General features: G+C 59.6%; 15 protein-coding genes. 7 read left to right on the top strand and 8 right to left on the bottom strand.

From position 1 onward, the window contains the following. Positions 1 to 422: 422 nt before the first annotated feature. The 3 genes from dsbG to dsbD are packed head-to-tail and all read right to left on the bottom strand — an operon-like array spanning position 423 to position 3829. A complete protein-coding gene (gene dsbG, locus ACQ4WS_RS23550; RefSeq protein ID WP_436479427.1) occupies positions 423 to 1196 on the bottom strand; it encodes a thiol:disulfide interchange protein DsbG in 774 nt (257 codons plus the stop codon). Next, positions 1197 to 2048, bottom strand: coding sequence for a TlpA family protein disulfide reductase (locus ACQ4WS_RS23545; protein ID WP_436479426.1), 852 nt, complete (start codon positions 2046 to 2048; stop codon positions 1197 to 1199). A gap of 2 nt (positions 2049 to 2050) precedes the next feature. Next, on the bottom strand, positions 2051 to 3829 hold the full coding sequence (dsbD, locus tag ACQ4WS_RS23540; protein WP_436479425.1) for a protein-disulfide reductase DsbD: 1779 nt from the start codon (positions 3827 to 3829) through the stop codon (positions 2051 to 2053). A gap of 107 nt (positions 3830 to 3936) precedes the next feature. On the opposite strand from dsbD, the gene ACQ4WS_RS23535 reads away from it, so the two are divergent. Both ACQ4WS_RS23535 and ACQ4WS_RS23530 read left to right on the top strand, forming a co-directional pair. Then, entirely contained in the window at positions 3937 to 4602 is a 666-nt protein-coding gene (locus tag ACQ4WS_RS23535) for a response regulator (protein ID WP_436479424.1), read from the top strand. Continuing rightward, positions 4599 to 5957 carry an ATP-binding protein gene (locus ACQ4WS_RS23530; protein ID WP_436479423.1) on the top strand — a complete coding sequence of 453 codons (1359 nt, stop codon included), beginning with the start codon at positions 4599 to 4601 and terminating at the stop codon, positions 5955 to 5957. Before ACQ4WS_RS23535 ends, ACQ4WS_RS23530 begins: the two co-directional genes overlap by 4 nt. Here the strand turns inward: ACQ4WS_RS23530 and ACQ4WS_RS23525 are convergent. Next, positions 5869 to 6129 carry a hypothetical protein gene (locus tag ACQ4WS_RS23525; protein WP_436479422.1) on the bottom strand — a complete coding sequence of 87 codons (261 nt, stop codon included), beginning with the start codon at positions 6127 to 6129 and terminating at the stop codon, positions 5869 to 5871. The two genes, ACQ4WS_RS23530 and ACQ4WS_RS23525, sit on opposite strands and share 89 nt — an antisense overlap. 239 nt (positions 6130 to 6368) lie before the next feature. After that, positions 6369 to 7949 carry an isocitrate lyase gene (locus ACQ4WS_RS23520; RefSeq protein ID WP_436479421.1) on the bottom strand — a complete coding sequence of 527 codons (1581 nt, stop codon included), beginning with the start codon at positions 7947 to 7949 and terminating at the stop codon, positions 6369 to 6371. 387 nt (positions 7950 to 8336) lie between these two features. Here ACQ4WS_RS23520 and ACQ4WS_RS23515 point away from each other — a divergent pair, with 387 nt between their 5' ends. Further along, a complete protein-coding gene (locus ACQ4WS_RS23515) occupies positions 8337 to 8750 on the top strand; it encodes an SMI1/KNR4 family protein (protein WP_436479420.1) in 414 nt (137 codons plus the stop codon). A gap of 57 nt (positions 8751 to 8807) precedes the next feature. On the opposite strand, the gene ACQ4WS_RS23510 is transcribed toward ACQ4WS_RS23515, so the two are convergent. Further along, positions 8808 to 10112 (bottom strand): MFS transporter, encoded by a 1305-nt coding sequence (locus tag ACQ4WS_RS23510; protein WP_436479419.1) that lies wholly within the window; start codon positions 10110 to 10112, stop codon positions 8808 to 8810. 152 nt (positions 10113 to 10264) lie between these two features. On the opposite strand from ACQ4WS_RS23510, the gene ACQ4WS_RS23505 reads away from it, so the two are divergent. Then, a complete protein-coding gene (locus ACQ4WS_RS23505) occupies positions 10265 to 10981 on the top strand; it encodes an SDR family oxidoreductase (RefSeq protein ID WP_436479418.1) in 717 nt (238 codons plus the stop codon). A 3-nt stretch (positions 10982 to 10984) separates the two neighbouring features. Here the strand turns inward: ACQ4WS_RS23505 and ACQ4WS_RS23500 are convergent, their stop codons facing one another. After that, positions 10985 to 11503, bottom strand: a complete 519-nt coding sequence (locus ACQ4WS_RS23500; protein WP_436479417.1) for a hypothetical protein — start codon at positions 11501 to 11503, stop codon at positions 10985 to 10987. Between the two features lie 28 nt (positions 11504 to 11531). Beyond that, a complete protein-coding gene (locus ACQ4WS_RS23495) occupies positions 11532 to 11891 on the bottom strand; it encodes a DUF1993 family protein (RefSeq protein ID WP_436479416.1) in 360 nt (119 codons plus the stop codon). Positions 11892 to 12173: 282 nt separating this feature from the next. On the opposite strand from ACQ4WS_RS23495, the gene ACQ4WS_RS23490 reads away from it, so the two are divergent. The 3 genes from ACQ4WS_RS23490 to ACQ4WS_RS23480 all read left to right on the top strand — a co-directional run bounded on the left by ACQ4WS_RS23490 (position 12174) and on the right by ACQ4WS_RS23480 (position 14377). After that, positions 12174 to 12602, top strand: coding sequence for a hypothetical protein (locus ACQ4WS_RS23490; protein WP_436479415.1), 429 nt, complete (start codon positions 12174 to 12176; stop codon positions 12600 to 12602). Between the two features lie 74 nt (positions 12603 to 12676). Next, the gene (locus ACQ4WS_RS23485) at positions 12677 to 13633 is read left to right on the top strand and encodes a bifunctional helix-turn-helix transcriptional regulator/GNAT family N-acetyltransferase (protein ID WP_436479414.1); all 957 of its coding nucleotides are present in this window, start codon (positions 12677 to 12679) and stop codon (positions 13631 to 13633) included. Positions 13634 to 13738: 105 nt separating this feature from the next. Continuing rightward, positions 13739 to 14377: a TetR/AcrR family transcriptional regulator gene (locus tag ACQ4WS_RS23480; protein ID WP_436479413.1), complete on the top strand. Its 639-nt coding sequence runs from the start codon at positions 13739 to 13741 to the stop codon at positions 14375 to 14377. Positions 14378 to 14429 lie beyond the last annotated feature (52 nt).

Below are 14429 nucleotides of genomic sequence, written 5' to 3'. Positions count from 1 at the left end.
CGCCAGCGGCGCCACTCGCGCCTCGGCAATGTTCCGCCCGCGTTGTTCGCTGAGAAATTCAGCAAACAGCCACGGGCGGCTTGAAACAAGAGTGTCCGCTATTGACAGTACACCTCACTTCGCGCGCCTTCGGCGCGCGTTTGTGGTTCTAATTAGGTTTCGACTGAGCAAGCTTCTACTGCGCCCAATGCATCAATCCGTGTCCGAATGATGGACCTTTCCCATGGGGCCATGCGCGGCAGCCCTGCGTGCCTTTGGTGCGCGTTCCTGGTTTTAATAAGGTTTCTACTGAGCCAGCTCTACGGCGCCCAATGCATCAGTTCGGTTTGACTGGCGGACCTGACCCCGGTACGTTCTGGCTCTTCCTCCTCTTTGCCAATCTCGGTGTTCGCCGCAAGTAATGCAAGCTACTGCAGCCGGACCTAGCGCGTACCGAGAATGACGTTCAGCGCTTTCGCACTTGGAGCACCTTGTACTGTTTGCATGATTCCGTTTGAATCTTTATAGAAAATTGTTGGTGTGGCGAAGAATCCGAGCTCCTGCATCAGTTTTTTGTTGCCGTCGAGCTTGACGCGGATGTCTGCTGGAACCGTCGCCATGGGCTGAATGCCGCCGCTGGCGTGTTGCTGTTCATGTTGTTTAAGGGCCGCCTGTGGATCTTTTGCGCTCAGGAGCGCGGCCGCCTTGCCAGCGCTGTTTTCCTTGATGATACCGACCATGATGTGGCGTATTTGCACCTTGCCAGCCTTGATCCAGGGGCGGGCATCATTCCAGAATTTATTGCAATACGGGCAGTTTGGATCGGTAAATGTGTAGACGATGCGTTGCGCATCTTTGTTACCGTCCGCAATCCAGCTGCTCTGGCCCAGTTTGCTCCAGTTTTCCTCCGTCATCGGTTTGCTGACCAGCTTCGTCAATGGCCCTTCGGTAAGATTGGCACCCTTGGCATCGAGCATGGTGCCGACGATCGCCTGTTTGCCATCCGGAGTCAGATATATTCCGATCGGCTTCTGCTGCAGCAGGCCAGCATAGCCCTGCACTCCGCCTGGCGCATCAAAACGTCCTACTATCTCGACACCTTGCGTTTCCAGTGCCTTGATCGGCGCCGGCAGGCTGCTCGCGGGTGCGGCCACGGCGATACCGATTGCGGCATACATTGCGGCGGCTAACATGCATGAGTGTTTGCGCATTGTCATTTACTCCTGTTTCTTTAAAGTGGAATGGGATTGTTGGGCAGGCTCCTGCAGCAGCCTCAATTTGTCGGCGAGCGTAGCGGCCGAGAGTTCTCCCATATGGGTAGCGCGCAGCTGGCCGCTAGCGTCATAGAACAAGGTGGTCGGCAAGGCCATTGAACCGACCACCTTGCCAAGCGCTGTATCGCGGTCAAGCACGACATTGGACAGGTCCACGCCGCTATCGCTCAGGTAATGCTCTACGATGTCTTGCGTTTCACCTTGATTGACAAAAGCAAAAGCGGTCCCACCCTGTTCTTTCTGGACATCCTCCAAGAGCGGCATTTCTCGCCGGCAGGGTGGACACCAACTGGCCCACAGATTGACCACCAGCGGTTTGCCGTCGGCCAACCGAGCAAGCTTGGTTTGCTCGTCGGCCAACGTCGTCAGCGCTGTGGCCGGCAGTGCCGCTGGCCCCTTGTTGATCGTAAGACTGGTTCCGAGCAACGCACCATAGGTCAACATCCCTGCGGCCAGCGCGATGCCCAGCGGCTTGCAGCTTGCCGGGGTACGCCAAGCATGCCAGATCGCCACCAGCAAGGCGGCCATGATGCCTGCCCAAGGCGTGAAGCCACCGTCGCGGATGTCGATAATCGACCATGGTGCTGACCGGTAGAGATCGAACCACGCCACGACGAAGGCCAGGCGCGCCGCGAGCAGTGCCGCGATCAGCATGTCGGACAGGATGTGTCCAACGCATTGATTTTTTTGGCGCCGCCCGATAATGTGGCTCACGCTAAACGCGACCAGTACGGCAGCAATCAGCATGGCCTGGTGCATGGGTAGCACCAGCGGCCCTATATTTATCGTCAGCATGATCAGGCTTTGTCCTGCGCGCGCTTGAGGTGTGCGAGGAATTCGTCGGCGCTCAATTCACCGATAATGCGTTCGGCGCGATGTTCCTTGCCGTCCGGGCCGATCAGCAGGATGGTCGGCGCGCCAAAGGCCTGGTATGCACGCAGCATCGCTACGTCATCGGCGTTGTTTGCCGTGATATCGGGACGCAGCAACTGCATGCCGCTCAGGGCCTGTTGCACCCGCGAGTCGGAAAACACGTCGCGCTCTATCGCCTTGCAGGAGACGCACCAGTCGGCGTAAAAATCGACCAGTGTCCACTGTCCGTTGCGGCCTGCCTCGGCGACGCCATCGGCGAGCTGCTGCGGCGTCTTGACGGTCGCAAAGCTCTCCATGAAGTTCCGCTTGCCACTGGCGTTCTCGGTAGCGTTGGCACGGGCGGCGAAAGCCAGCGGTTGCAGCGGGTCGTGTCCCCCGGCCGCAGCGCCCAGAACCATGATGCCGCCCCAAATACCGATGAGTAATGCGATGCAGCGCATCAGCAAGCGGCCGCCGTCAGCGACGAACTGCTGCGCCAACGTGGACAGACTCAGTGCGCATGCCAGCAGCAAGGCACCCCACAGGGCCAATGCGACGGAATCTGGCAATACCCTGGCGCCGAACAGAATGGCCATGCCCAGCAAGATGAAGCCAAAGCAGGCCTTGACGCGGTTCATCCAGTTGCCTGGTCGAGGCAGGAGTTTCGCGCCAACGGTGCCCACCAACAGCAGGGGTACGCCCATGCCCAGGCCCATGAACAACAAGGCCAGACCGCCACTCAGGACGTTCCCAGTGTCGCCGATGTATAGCAGGGCTCCAGCCAGCGGTGCCGTCATGCAGGGTCCAACCAGCAGTGCCGACAGCACACCCATCGCGCCAGCACCAAGCACGGTGCCGCCGCGCTGACCCTGGCTGGCTTGATCCAGCCGATTGCGCAGGAAAGACGGCAGCTGTAGCTCGTAGAAGCCAAACATTGCCATTGCCAGCGCGACAAAGATCGCGCCAAACACGCCGAGTACCCATGGATTTTGCAGCATCGCCTGCAAGTTGGCGCCAGCCAGCGCTGCGGCCGCGCCAAACACGGCATAGGTCAACGCCATCGGCAACACAAAGGCCAGCGACAGGATAAAGCCGCGCTTCGGGCCGGCGCCGCTGCCAGCGATCAGGCTGGACAGGATGGGAATCATCGGCAGCACGCAAGGGGTAAACGTCATCAGCAAGCCCAGGCCGAAGAACACCACCAGCATCCAGGCCAAGTTTGACTGTGACAAGCGATCCGCCATGCTCTGGTCCTCGCCGCGGACCTCGGTTGACGCACCGGCAGCATTGTTGTCGGTCGCAAGCGATGATGATGCCTTACGCAATTCGATGGTCTGGCTTTGTGGCGGGTAGCACAGGCCAGCGTCGGCGCAGCCTTGCCAGCCCACTGTCAAGGCACTTGCACCAGCGGCGTTGACGATCAGCTCGACGCTATCGTGGTAGACCTCGCTTTCGCCGAAGAATTCATCGGTCTTCATTGTCCCTGCCGGATAGTCGATGGGCAGGGCGCTTTCGGCTGGCTGCGCTTCGACCTTCAATTGTTTGCGATACAGGTAGTAGCCCTCGCTGATTTGCCAGGTCAAGCGAACCCGTCCCTGATCCTCGTGGGTGACGCTGAACTTGAACGCTTGCTCCGGGGGGAGAAAATTACTCTCGGCATGCGCGGGCATCCCAAGCAGTAGGGGCAATAAAAACACCCATAGGTATCGCAGAATACGTGACATAGGTAGCTCCGAAAAAGATAGGTTTCCATCCTGTCTCATGCAGGTTAAGGCTACGTTAACAATGCGATAATCTAATGCTGAAAAAATGGATGGCATGGAGGAACACAATGCGAGTATTACTGGTAGAAGATGATGAACTGATCGCCCATGGCATTCTGGCCGGCTTGCGTGCGCATGGCTTGACAGCCGACGGCGTGACCAGCGCTGCGCAGGCCGAAGCCGCGTTGGCTACCCTGCACTGTGACGTCGTCATTCTGGATCTTGGTTTGCCTGATGAAGATGGAATGCGCCTGTTGCCGCGCCTGCGTGCGGCTGGCATGGCGCTTCCGGTACTGGTGTTAAGCGCCCGGGACGCGGTCGAGGATCGGGTGGCTGGCCTGCGTGCCGGTGCCGATGATTACTTGCTCAAGCCGTTCGATCTCGACGAACTGGTGGCGCGCCTGCACGCGCTACTGCGGCGCGCTGCCGGCCGCAGCGTTGACATCATCGAACGCGGGCCTTTGCGCATGGACCCCAGCAACGGCGAAGTCCATCTCAACGGCCAATTGGTCGATTTGTCGCGACGCGAGCTGGCATTGCTGGCAGCGTTACTGCACGCTAGCGGACGCATTCTGAGTGCTGATCAGTTGAAGGATAGTCTCTACCATTTCAATGAAGAGATTGAAAGTAACGCCCTCAGCGTGCATGTCCATCATCTGCGGCGCAAGCTCGGCACAGACCTGATCGAAACCGTACGCGGCCTTGGCTACAAGATTTCCATGGTGAATCAATGAGCTTGCGACTGCGGCTGTTGTTGCTCATCGGGATTTCGCTGAGCCTGTTGTGGGGAGCCGTGGCGATATGGATGTTGCGCAGTCTGGACGACGAAGTACACCACACGCTGGACCAGCGGCTGGCGATGTCGGCGCAAATGGTCGCCGGACTGATGGCGCAGAATCCCTCCGCCTGGGACGGAGCCGACCGCACGCAGGAGAAATCCGCTTTGACAATGCCATCGATGGCCAAGGGCTTCGATTGCCAAATCACTTCCTTGCGCGGCGATGTGATAGCGCGCACTCCAGGTGTCACAGCGGACGCTGTCGCGATGGGGAAACCCGGCTATTCCGAACGTGTTATCAAGGGTGAACGCTGGCGCAGTTATACGTTTGAAACCGACAGGCTGCGCGTGACCACCGCCGACCGTCTGGCTGAGCGCAATTCGCTGCTGAAAAATGTGGCGATGGCGGCAGTAGTGCCATTTGTCGTTGCCATGATCGGTAGCTTGATCGTTCTGTGGTTTGGTGTGAAAAGTGGCCTGTTGCCGTTGGAGCGGCTGCGGCAGGCACTCGCCAGGCGCACGCCAGATACGATGACGCCGATTCCCGAGAGAGCCATGTCGACCGATCTCATGCCTTTGGTCACCACCCTGAACGCCTTGCTGCAACGGGTGAACGTCACCATCGCTCGTGAGCGCCGCTTCACGAGCGATGCCGCCCATGAACTTCGGACTCCGCTTACTGCCATCAAGACGCATTTGCAAGTGACGCGTATCACGCAGGGCAAGGACGCCGCACTGGCAATGGACTACGCAGAGGAAGGCGTCGCCCGGCTGCAGCGCACACTCGGCCAATTGCTGACGCTTTCGCAAATTGAGGGGCCCTTCTCCTGGGAAGATGGCAACCTTTCTGATGCTGAGGAAGTTGCACGGCTGGCGATCCGTGACGCCAGCACCAGTAGCAATGCGGGAGAACGTATTGTTTTCCACAGCGCTGGCAAGTCGGCACAATTGGCGCTGCCGCAAGCCCTGGCCATTACCGCATTGCGTAATTTGCTTGACAACGCACTACGCCATACGCCGGCAGCGCAAGACATTGTCCTGGAGATGCAGTTGGCCGGGAATACTTGTGCGTTCCGTGTGCTCGATCAAGGAACAGGTCTCAGCGCAGAAGAGTTGGCTATGGTCAAGGAGCGCTTCTGGCGGCGCGGTACCGGTCAGGGAAGTGGCTTGGGCCTGTCGATCGTCGCCGCAATTGCTGAGCGCTTTGGCGGGGCAATAGAACTTAGTCAGCGACCGGGAGGTGGACTGGAGGCGAAATTGACAATACCCACAAAAATTGAAGAAAGCGAGAAGAACTGCGAGTCTTCGTGACTTTTCGTATGCTCATGCTCATCGATTCAATCGCATTCGTGGTGTAAATCACCTTTCGGATTTCCGGCGGGTACAAGGCGTCGATCAGGCGGGCCTGCCAGAGCTTCACATCTTCGCTGACGGCGTCCGTGACGTTGGATATGAGGGGCGGTGGCACCTTGGCGTTGTACATTTCTTCCAAGCGAGGCTGGATCTCCGCAACCTCAGGCCGTGTGCGTAGAGCGAGATGATTTTTTCATCGAAGCTGTTGCCAGAAGGGGTATGTTTTGGGTTTTGTGGAAATTTCAAATTGCCAAAATCTAGGATATATGCGGGTTTTGACCTAGGATTTGAATCCCCCTCTCACGCAAAGTTCAGACGCAAAAAAGCCCACCGAAGCGGGCTCTCTCACTTTACAGCCAAACCAAAATCTCAGAACTGGTTCATGGTGTTGTCTTTACCAGCCGCTTTCAGCGCCGCTTCGCCGCTGAAGTAATCCTTGTGATCATCGCCGATGTCCGAGCCGGACATGTTTTGATGTTTCACGCAGGCGATGCCCTGGCGGATTTCCTTGCGCTGCACGCCGGCCACGTAGCCCAGCATGCCTTGGTCGCCGAAGTATTCCTTGGCCAGGTTGTCGGTCGACAAGGCGGCCGTGTGGTAGGTCGGCAGGGTGATCAGGTGATGGAAGATGCCGGCTTCGCGGGCCGAGTCGGCCTGGAAGGTGCGGATTTTCTCATCGGCCGTGATCGCCAATTCCGTCTGGTCGTATTCCACGCTCATCAACTGGGCGCGTTCGTAGGCGGACACGTCTTTGCCGTCGGCCTTCATGATGTCATACACCTGCTGGCGGAAGTTCAGGGTCCAGTTGAACGATGGGCTGTTGTTGTACACCAGCTTGGCGTTCGGGATGACCTTGCGGATTTCGCTGACCATGCCGCCGATTTGCGCGATATGCGGTTTTTCTGTTTCGATCCACAGCAGGTCGGCGCCGTTTTGCAGCGAGGTGATGCAGTCGAGCACGCAACGCTCTTCGCCGGAACCGGCGCGGAACTGGAACAGGTTGCTCGGCAGGCGTTTTGGACGCAGCAGCTTGCCTTCGCGCTTGAGGATGACGTCGCCATTGCCCAGCGCGTCGGCCGACACTTCTTCGCAGTCGAGGAAGGAGTTGTATTGGTCGCCCAGGTCGCCTGGCTCATTGGTGACGGCGATCTGCTTGGTCAGGCCGGCGCCCAGCGAATCGGTGCGGGCGACGATGATGCCGTCGTCCACGCCCAGTTCCAGGAAGGCGTAGCGGATGGCGCGAATCTTGGCCAGGAAGTCTTCGTGCGGCACCGTGACTTTACCGTCCTGGTGGCCACATTGTTTCTCGTCGGATACCTGGTTTTCGATCTGGATGCAGCAGGCGCCCGCTTCGATGAACTGTTTCGCCAGCAGATAGGTGGCTTCCGCATTGCCGAAACCGGCGTCGATGTCGGCGATGATGGGCACGACGTGGGTGACGTGGCCGTCGATCTTGGCCTGGATGGCTTGCTTCTCAGCACCTTGGGCAGCGTCCAACTGACGGAACAGGCCGCCCAGTTCGCGGGCATCGGCCTGGCGCAGGAAGGTGTACAGCTCGCGGATCAAGCTGGTGACGGCGGTTTTTTCATGCATCGACTGGTCTGGCAGTGGGCCAAACTCGGAGCGCAGGGCGGCAACCATCCAGCCGGACAGGTAGAGGTAGCGGCGGTCGGTGCTGTTGAAGTGCTTCTTGATCGAAATCATCTTCTGTTGACCGATGAAACCGTGCCAGCAACCGAGCGACTGGGTGTACTTGGATGTGTCCGCATCGTAGGCAGCCATGTCGTTGCGCATGATCTTGGCCGTGTAGCGGGCGATGTCCAGGCCGGTCTTGAACTTGTTCTGGGCGCGCATGCGGGCTGCGGACTCGGGATTGATGGCGTTCCAGGCGCTGCCTTGTTGCTCTTTCAAACCAGCAACAGCTTTGATGTCGTCTTGATATTGGGACATGTGAATCTCCTAAAAAGAAAAGCTATGTTTGAGAAAATCGCCGAGTGCGCCACAACGTCTTGTCGAAGCAAACTGCATGACTAAATAGTAGGCCGATTGGCGCCGATGTTCAAGTCTTATATAAGACATATAACTTAAATTTATTCCATGTTTTTCAACGGCTTAATTATAATTTTTCAGGATGTGAAATGAATTTTCAAAAAGTGAGAGCATTTATTGTTGAGTCTGCTGTTTGAGATCCCGCGATGTGAAACGCCTTTTCAGAATTTGGTGCAGCGCGACAAATCGGGGCGAAAAAAAAGCCACCCGAAGCTGGCGCAGAAGCAATTTTGTTTTAATATCATGTTCCGATTGTGAAAGGTAAAGTCAGCAATGCAGATGAACGGTATGGATTTACCCGTCGAGTATGTTGCTTTTTCGGCAAGGTATCGAGATGCGGAAGGACTTTGTAATTTGAGACTGAAGCAAGAGCTCGATTCTTTCGGCGGCGTCTTGCAGACGGAACTGGCGCAAATCTATACGGATGTCGTCGAATTGAGTGCCCAGACAGCGAAGCTTGGCGCGTGTTTCGCAGGCGATGGCTGCTATGGGGAGCCTGGAAGTGTCAGTGCCGGCCCGGGAGCCATTCCGGACATCGTTGATTTTACAGAAATCATTTGTTTCGGCATGGCCGGTGACGGGAGTCAATTCTGTCTCGATTTCAGGGGCGCCCGAAACGCGCCCTCTGTCATCTTATGGGACGATGATTACTGGCGAAAAATTGCGAACTCCTTTGAAGACTTTCTATTGCTATTTTCTTGATAGGTTACCGGGGTAGTTGTTGCAGCGCACGAGGCCAGCCCCGCGCGCTGCGTGTATCTAGCGTCCCACAGTCTGCTGCTGATCCTTGATGAACAGCGCCGTCAGCATGCCGATCACGCACACGCCGATCACGTAATAGGCGGGGCCCAGCACATTGTTTTTCAGCATCAGGGTCACGACCACGGGCGTCAGGCCGCCGAAAATCGCGTACGACAAGTTGTAGGAAAACGACAGCCCGGAAAAGCGCACCTGGGCCGGGAACGCTTGCACCAGCACGTAGGGCACGGCGCCGACGACGCCGACGCACAGGCCCGTCATGGCGTACAAGGGCAGCAGCAGGTCGGGACGGCTGCCGACGGTGGTGTAGAAAATATACGTGGAAATGGCCAGCAGCACGGAGCCGACGAAGATCACGCGCTTGCCGCCCAGGCGGTCGGCCAGCATGCCGGCGATGACGCAGCCGATGGCCAGGCACAGGGTGGCTACGGTATTGGCGACCAGGGTGGTGCGCGGGGCGATGTGGTGGATCTTTTGCAGCAGGGCAGGTGTCATCAAAATGACGACGACGATGCCGGCCGACAGCATCCAGGTCAGCAACATCGACACGGCGACGGCGCCGCGATGGCTGCGCAGCACGGATTTCAAAGGCATTTCCGTCGACAGCGCCTTGCGCTGCTGCATTTCCGCGAAGACAGGAGTTTCATGCAGCCAGCGGCGCAAATACATGGCGCCGAAACCGAAGATACCGCCCAGCAAGAACGGATAGCGCCAGGCGCCATCGGTGATTTCTGCCGGCGTGTAGACGGTGTTCAAACCCGTCGCCACGAGTGAGCCCAACAAAATTCCCACCGTCAGACCGGCCGTCAGCGTGCCGCAGGCAAAGCCCGTGAAACGGCTGGGTACATGTTCGGACACAAACACCCAGGCGCCCGGCACTTCGCCGCCCACGGCCGCGCCCTGGAAGACGCGCATCAGCAGCAGCAGCAGCGGGGCGGCCAGGCCGATGGTGGCATACGTCGGCAGCAGGCCGATCAGCAAGGTCGGCACGGCCATCATCAGGATGGAGAGGGTGAACATGCGCTTGCGGCCGAGCAAGTCGCCGAAGTGGGCCATGACGATGCCGCCCAGTGGACGCACGACGTAGCCGGCGGCGAAGATGCCGAAGGTTTGCAGCAAACGCAGCCAGTCCGGCATTTCCGGCGGGAAGAACAGCTGGCCGATGGCGTTGGCGAAGAAGACGAAGATGATGAAATCGTAGAATTCCAGCGCGCCACCGAGGGCGGCCAGCGACAGGGTTTTATAGTCTTGTTGGGTGAGGGGACGGCTTGCGGCGTTGAGTGCGGCGGTGTCGGAGGTAGGCATGTGTCTCGTTCTTGTGTGTTATCGGAGATTGCCAGACCTAGCATACGCATTTCCGCCGCATGAGTAAACGCGGGGCGTATGGGGGCCAGCCTCAGCTGTGCTTAATACAACGCCGCTATCATCGGCGTTGACTTCATTGGAAAGGACACAGTATGCACATCATGATCGTGGGCGCCAGCCGGGGCCTGGGACGCGCGCTGGTGGACGGTTTGCTCGCTGACGGCCATGCCGTCATCGGGGTATCGCGCCATCAGCCTGCCGACTTGCCTGCCGGCCAGGGTACACAGCTGCAATGGATCGCGGCGGACCTGTCTGTGCCGACCGAGGCGGTCGAATGCATCGCGCGTGTAGCGCCCGCCGCGCTGGACGCGGTGATCTACAACCTTGGCGTGTGGGAAGAAAAGGCTTTCACCGACGAGTATGCTTTTCTCGGCGATGCGGACGATGCCATCGTCGACATGGTCAATACCAACATCACGGCGACGATATTGCTGCTCAAGCGCCTGGTGCCGCGCTTGCTGGCCAGCAACAAGCCGCAGCTGATACTCACGGGCTCGACTTCGGGCCTGCGCCAGAGCGGCCGTCCCGAGGTGACGTTCAGCGCCTCGAAATTCGCCCTGAACGGCATCGCCGACGCCTTGCGTGAAGGTTTCCGCGAACAGGGTCTGGCCGTGACGGCGCTACAGCTGGGCTATCTGAATACCTACGATGGCTTGTCCGTGCCGCTGGCGGACGCTGCAGCGCGGGGCGAGGGTGAGCTGATTCCCGTGCATGACGTCGTCGCCGTCGTGCGTATGCTGTTGAGCCTATCGAATGCCTCGTTCGTGCGCGAACTGGTGCTGCCGGCGCTGCGCGACGAGCGTTTCTAACCGCTAGGCGTCTGCGCCGTAGACTTCGCTCCAGCCGAGACGCTCTCCCAGCCACTCGTCCGCTTCGGAGGAATCCATCTGCAGCAGCAGGGCGCCCAGGCGCAGCTTGCCCTTGGCCAGGGCCAGCACGGCGAACACGGATTCCAGCATGACGGGATCCAGCTGGCCCTGCAGATCGCGCGCGGCGATGGAGGGCAGCTGCGCCCAGGCATCACGGTAGCTGCCGGCCAGCCACTCCGGCAGCGGCGGATTGTGCTGGCGGTGGCGTTCCAGTTCGATCAGGGCGATGAGCGCATAGAAATCTTCCGCGCGCGAATTGGCGCCGCCCAGCATGGCGACGAGCTGGGGCACGGCCGCATACGAGGCGACGCCCACGTCGCCCTGGTGGTGCAGCTCCTCCCACAGCTCATGCCAGACGTCTTCTCCCGCCTGCATGGCCTTGAGCGCCTCCGCCACGTCGCAGGGCATGCGGTAGCCGCCTTCCAGGGTGGGCCAGAGGGGATCGTCGAGTGATAACAGCATGGTTTCCTTCCTTCACATATACAAGTAATTATGCCGCGCGCGCATAGGCGAACATATGCTGCACATACTCGGCCTTGCCAAGCGGCACGCCGTTATGGCGCAGGATGTTGTAGGCCGTCACCAGGTGAAAATAGAATTGCGGCGTGGCCCAGTTGACTGCGTATTCCAGACCCGTCATGTCGAAGCTCAAACCGCCGGCCACGGTGATCGATACTTGCTGCTCTGCACCAGCGTCGATCGCTGCGCGGTCCGCCGCAGCGAGCATCGTCAGGGTGTCCTCGATCAGCGCCTTGGCTTCCTGCATGCTGGCGGGCGTGGCGAGTTGGGGTAGCGCTTGCCGCGTCAGCCGGGACACGGCTTCCTGCGCCTGCGTGCACGTGAATTCCACCTGCCGCGCCAGCAAAGCAGGGGATGGTAATGGCGTAGACCGACATGGACTTCCTCAAGTATGGATGTGGATAGGGTAGGGCGTGGCGCGCGGCCATGCGCTCAGGCGCCCACATTTAACAGTTCCGCTTTCCAGAGTTCCCAGACGGTCGGCATAACAGATAAAGGGGCGAGAGCGATGCCAGCATTATGCCCGGGCCAGCCGTGTTTCAGCGTGCCGCTTGAACATGCTACAGTCCGCGATTGCCGCCAAGCTGGAGCGGCGCCCTCTGGATCATGCTTGATGCCTAGCTGGACTTCCCCGCCACAACTCGTCGCCCTTGCCGCTTTCTATGCGCAAGCGCAAGCCCAGCCGGATGCCTACAGCGACGCGGCCTTCCTCAAGGCCGTCAAGGCTGCCCACTGGCCCACGAATTGCTGGAGTTATGCGGAAGCGTCGTTCGCCATTATCGCTCCCGCCTGTCTGCTGCGTCCGCATTTGACCGCCGAGCTGATCGCCATGCCCATAGCCGCCATGATCGCCGGGGGCCTGGAAGATGCCGGGCAAGTCATCGCGATTGGCCTGGACTGCGCCACGCGCCAGGCGCCATATGTGGAGGTGAGCGAGGAGGGCAAGCGCTGGCTGACGCAAGTGTGGCCGACCCTGGGCGAGATGATCGAGACGGTATTTCAGGCCAGGTTGCAGGCGGCGCTGGCCGATGATGACGACTAGGCAAGCCTGTGCTTGACCTGGAAAGCCGGTTTGCGTTAGGGTATACGTAACTACTTACATATACCCTGACTAACATGTCCTCCACCCTGCAAACCTACGGCTCGCTGATGCTGGCCAGCCGCCTGCGCCGTCTATCTGATCAACTGTACGCCGGTGTCGATACCAGCTACCTGGCCGCTGGTGTCGAGCTGAGCTCGCGCTGTTTCCCCTTGTTATTGCTGCTGCGCGACAATGGCCCCACGGCGATCACGACCCTGGCCGCGCAGATCGGGCAGACGCATCCTGTGGTGGTGCAGCTGGGACGCAAGCTGCTCGATGCCGGCGTGGTGACGGAGATGCCGGACGCCAAGGATGAACGGCGCCGCCTGCTGGCGCTGTCCGACGCCGGGCAAGCCTTGCTGCACAACATGGCGCCCCTGTGGGACGATGTGCGCGCGGCCGTCGATACGGTATTCGAGCAAGGCACGCCGCAGCTGATGGCCAGCCTGGACCGGGCGGAGGCGCGCTTGCAGGCGCAAGGTTTTGGCGAGACGATCGCCGCTTGCCTGCGCCAGCGCGAGCGGGCCGCCGTGGAGATCATCGATTACGCCGCGCCCTACGCGGCCGATTTCAAACGCTTGAATATCGAATGGCTGGAACGCTATTTCTATGTCGAGGCGCTGGACGACAAGGTGCTGTCCGATCCGCAACGTTCCATCCTCGATGACGGCGGGCAGATTTTCCTCGCGCGCCTCGATGGCCGCATTGTTGGCACTTGCGCCCTGATCCGCGCCGGCGATGCCAGCATCGAGCTGTCGAAGATGGCCGTCACGCCCGAATGCCAGGGCCTGGGCATCGCGCGCCGGCTGATCGAGCGGGCCTTCGACGCCTTCGAGGCCAGCGGCGCCCAGCTGTTGTTCCTGGAATCGAACAGCAAGCTGGCGCCCGCCATCCGCCTGTATGAAAGCAGCGGTTTTACGCATGTGGCGCGGCCGGCCGGCGACGCCCATTACCAGCGCGCCGACGTCTACATGGAGTGGCAGGGCCGCTAGCGCCATCAGGCATGCATGCGGCGCTCCCCATCGGCCGTCTCCCGCGTTACAATACGCGCACCCATAACGGAACCCAGGTTCCACTATTCGAGACGCCGACGCCGCATGCCTTCCTTTCCGATGCCCTTTCCGCAGATGATCGTTCCCCCGGAACCCACCCAGGCACGCAGCAAGCAAGCGTTCGAGCGCCTGCTGCAGGTGGGCGAACAGTTGCTGGCGGAAAACCGTTTCGATGAAATCGGCGTGGCCGACCTGGCAAAACTGGCGGAAACCTCGGTGGGCACGTTTTACCGTTTATTGGGCGACAAGGACACCTTGAGCCGCTTGCTGCTGCAGCGCTTTTTTTCCGACATGGTGGAAAAAGTCGAGACCCTGACGGAGCTGCGCCAATGGGAAGGGCGCAGCCTGGAAGAGTTCATCCGCGCCATGGTGGCCATGTTCGTAGCCGTGAATGGCGGGCGCAGCGGCGTCTTGCGGGCCCTGATCACGCGCGCGTCGCAGGATGCGCAATTTCGCGACAGGGTGCACCAGATCAATCATCTGATTTCGCAACGCACGGTCGCCGTGCTGGCCAGCAAGTCGTCCAGCATCCGTCACCCCAACCCCACGCAGGCGATGATGGTGGTGCCGCCCGTGCTGCTGGGCATCCTGAACCAGCACACCTTGACGGGTTCGCTATCCTTTTTATCGGGCGCGGCACTGGAAGATGAGCTGGTGCGTGTTGCTTTACATTACCTGACTTGAGATAAGCTAAGATATTTAGCGATTTAACTTGAAATCGGAATTCGGATTCCGT

Origin of the sequence: Janthinobacterium leeuwenhoeki, from assembly GCF_051380795.1 — a bacterium.
Taxonomy (GTDB): domain Bacteria; phylum Pseudomonadota; class Gammaproteobacteria; order Burkholderiales; family Burkholderiaceae_D; genus Janthinobacterium.
This window is presented reverse-complemented; position numbering and strand designations above follow the sequence as displayed.

Bases quoted from the DNA above. Each gene is read 5' to 3' on its own strand.
- dsbG (WP_436479427.1), bottom strand. From the start codon at position 1,196: ATGACAATGCGCAAACACTCATGCATGTTAGCCGCCGCAATGTATGCC.
- ACQ4WS_RS23545 (WP_436479426.1), bottom strand. From the start codon at position 2,048: ATGCTGACGATAAATATAGGGCCGCTGGTGCTACCCATGCACCAGGCC.
- dsbD (WP_436479425.1), bottom strand. From the start codon at position 3,829: ATGTCACGTATTCTGCGATACCTATGGGTGTTTTTATTGCCCCTACTG.
- ACQ4WS_RS23535 (WP_436479424.1), top strand. From the start codon at position 3,937: ATGCGAGTATTACTGGTAGAAGATGATGAACTGATCGCCCATGGCATT.
- ACQ4WS_RS23530 (WP_436479423.1), top strand. From the start codon at position 4,599: ATGAGCTTGCGACTGCGGCTGTTGTTGCTCATCGGGATTTCGCTGAGC.
- ACQ4WS_RS23525 (WP_436479422.1), bottom strand. From the start codon at position 6,129: ATGTACAACGCCAAGGTGCCACCGCCCCTCATATCCAACGTCACGGAC.
- ACQ4WS_RS23520 (WP_436479421.1), bottom strand. From the start codon at position 7,949: ATGTCCCAATATCAAGACGACATCAAAGCTGTTGCTGGTTTGAAAGAG.
- ACQ4WS_RS23515 (WP_436479420.1), top strand. From the start codon at position 8,337: ATGGATTTACCCGTCGAGTATGTTGCTTTTTCGGCAAGGTATCGAGAT.
- ACQ4WS_RS23510 (WP_436479419.1), bottom strand. From the start codon at position 10,112: ATGCCTACCTCCGACACCGCCGCACTCAACGCCGCAAGCCGTCCCCTC.
- ACQ4WS_RS23505 (WP_436479418.1), top strand. From the start codon at position 10,265: ATGCACATCATGATCGTGGGCGCCAGCCGGGGCCTGGGACGCGCGCTG.
- ACQ4WS_RS23500 (WP_436479417.1), bottom strand. From the start codon at position 11,503: ATGCTGTTATCACTCGACGATCCCCTCTGGCCCACCCTGGAAGGCGGC.
- ACQ4WS_RS23490 (WP_436479415.1), top strand. From the start codon at position 12,174: ATGCCTAGCTGGACTTCCCCGCCACAACTCGTCGCCCTTGCCGCTTTC.
- ACQ4WS_RS23485 (WP_436479414.1), top strand. From the start codon at position 12,677: ATGTCCTCCACCCTGCAAACCTACGGCTCGCTGATGCTGGCCAGCCGC.
- ACQ4WS_RS23480 (WP_436479413.1), top strand. From the start codon at position 13,739: ATGCCTTCCTTTCCGATGCCCTTTCCGCAGATGATCGTTCCCCCGGAA.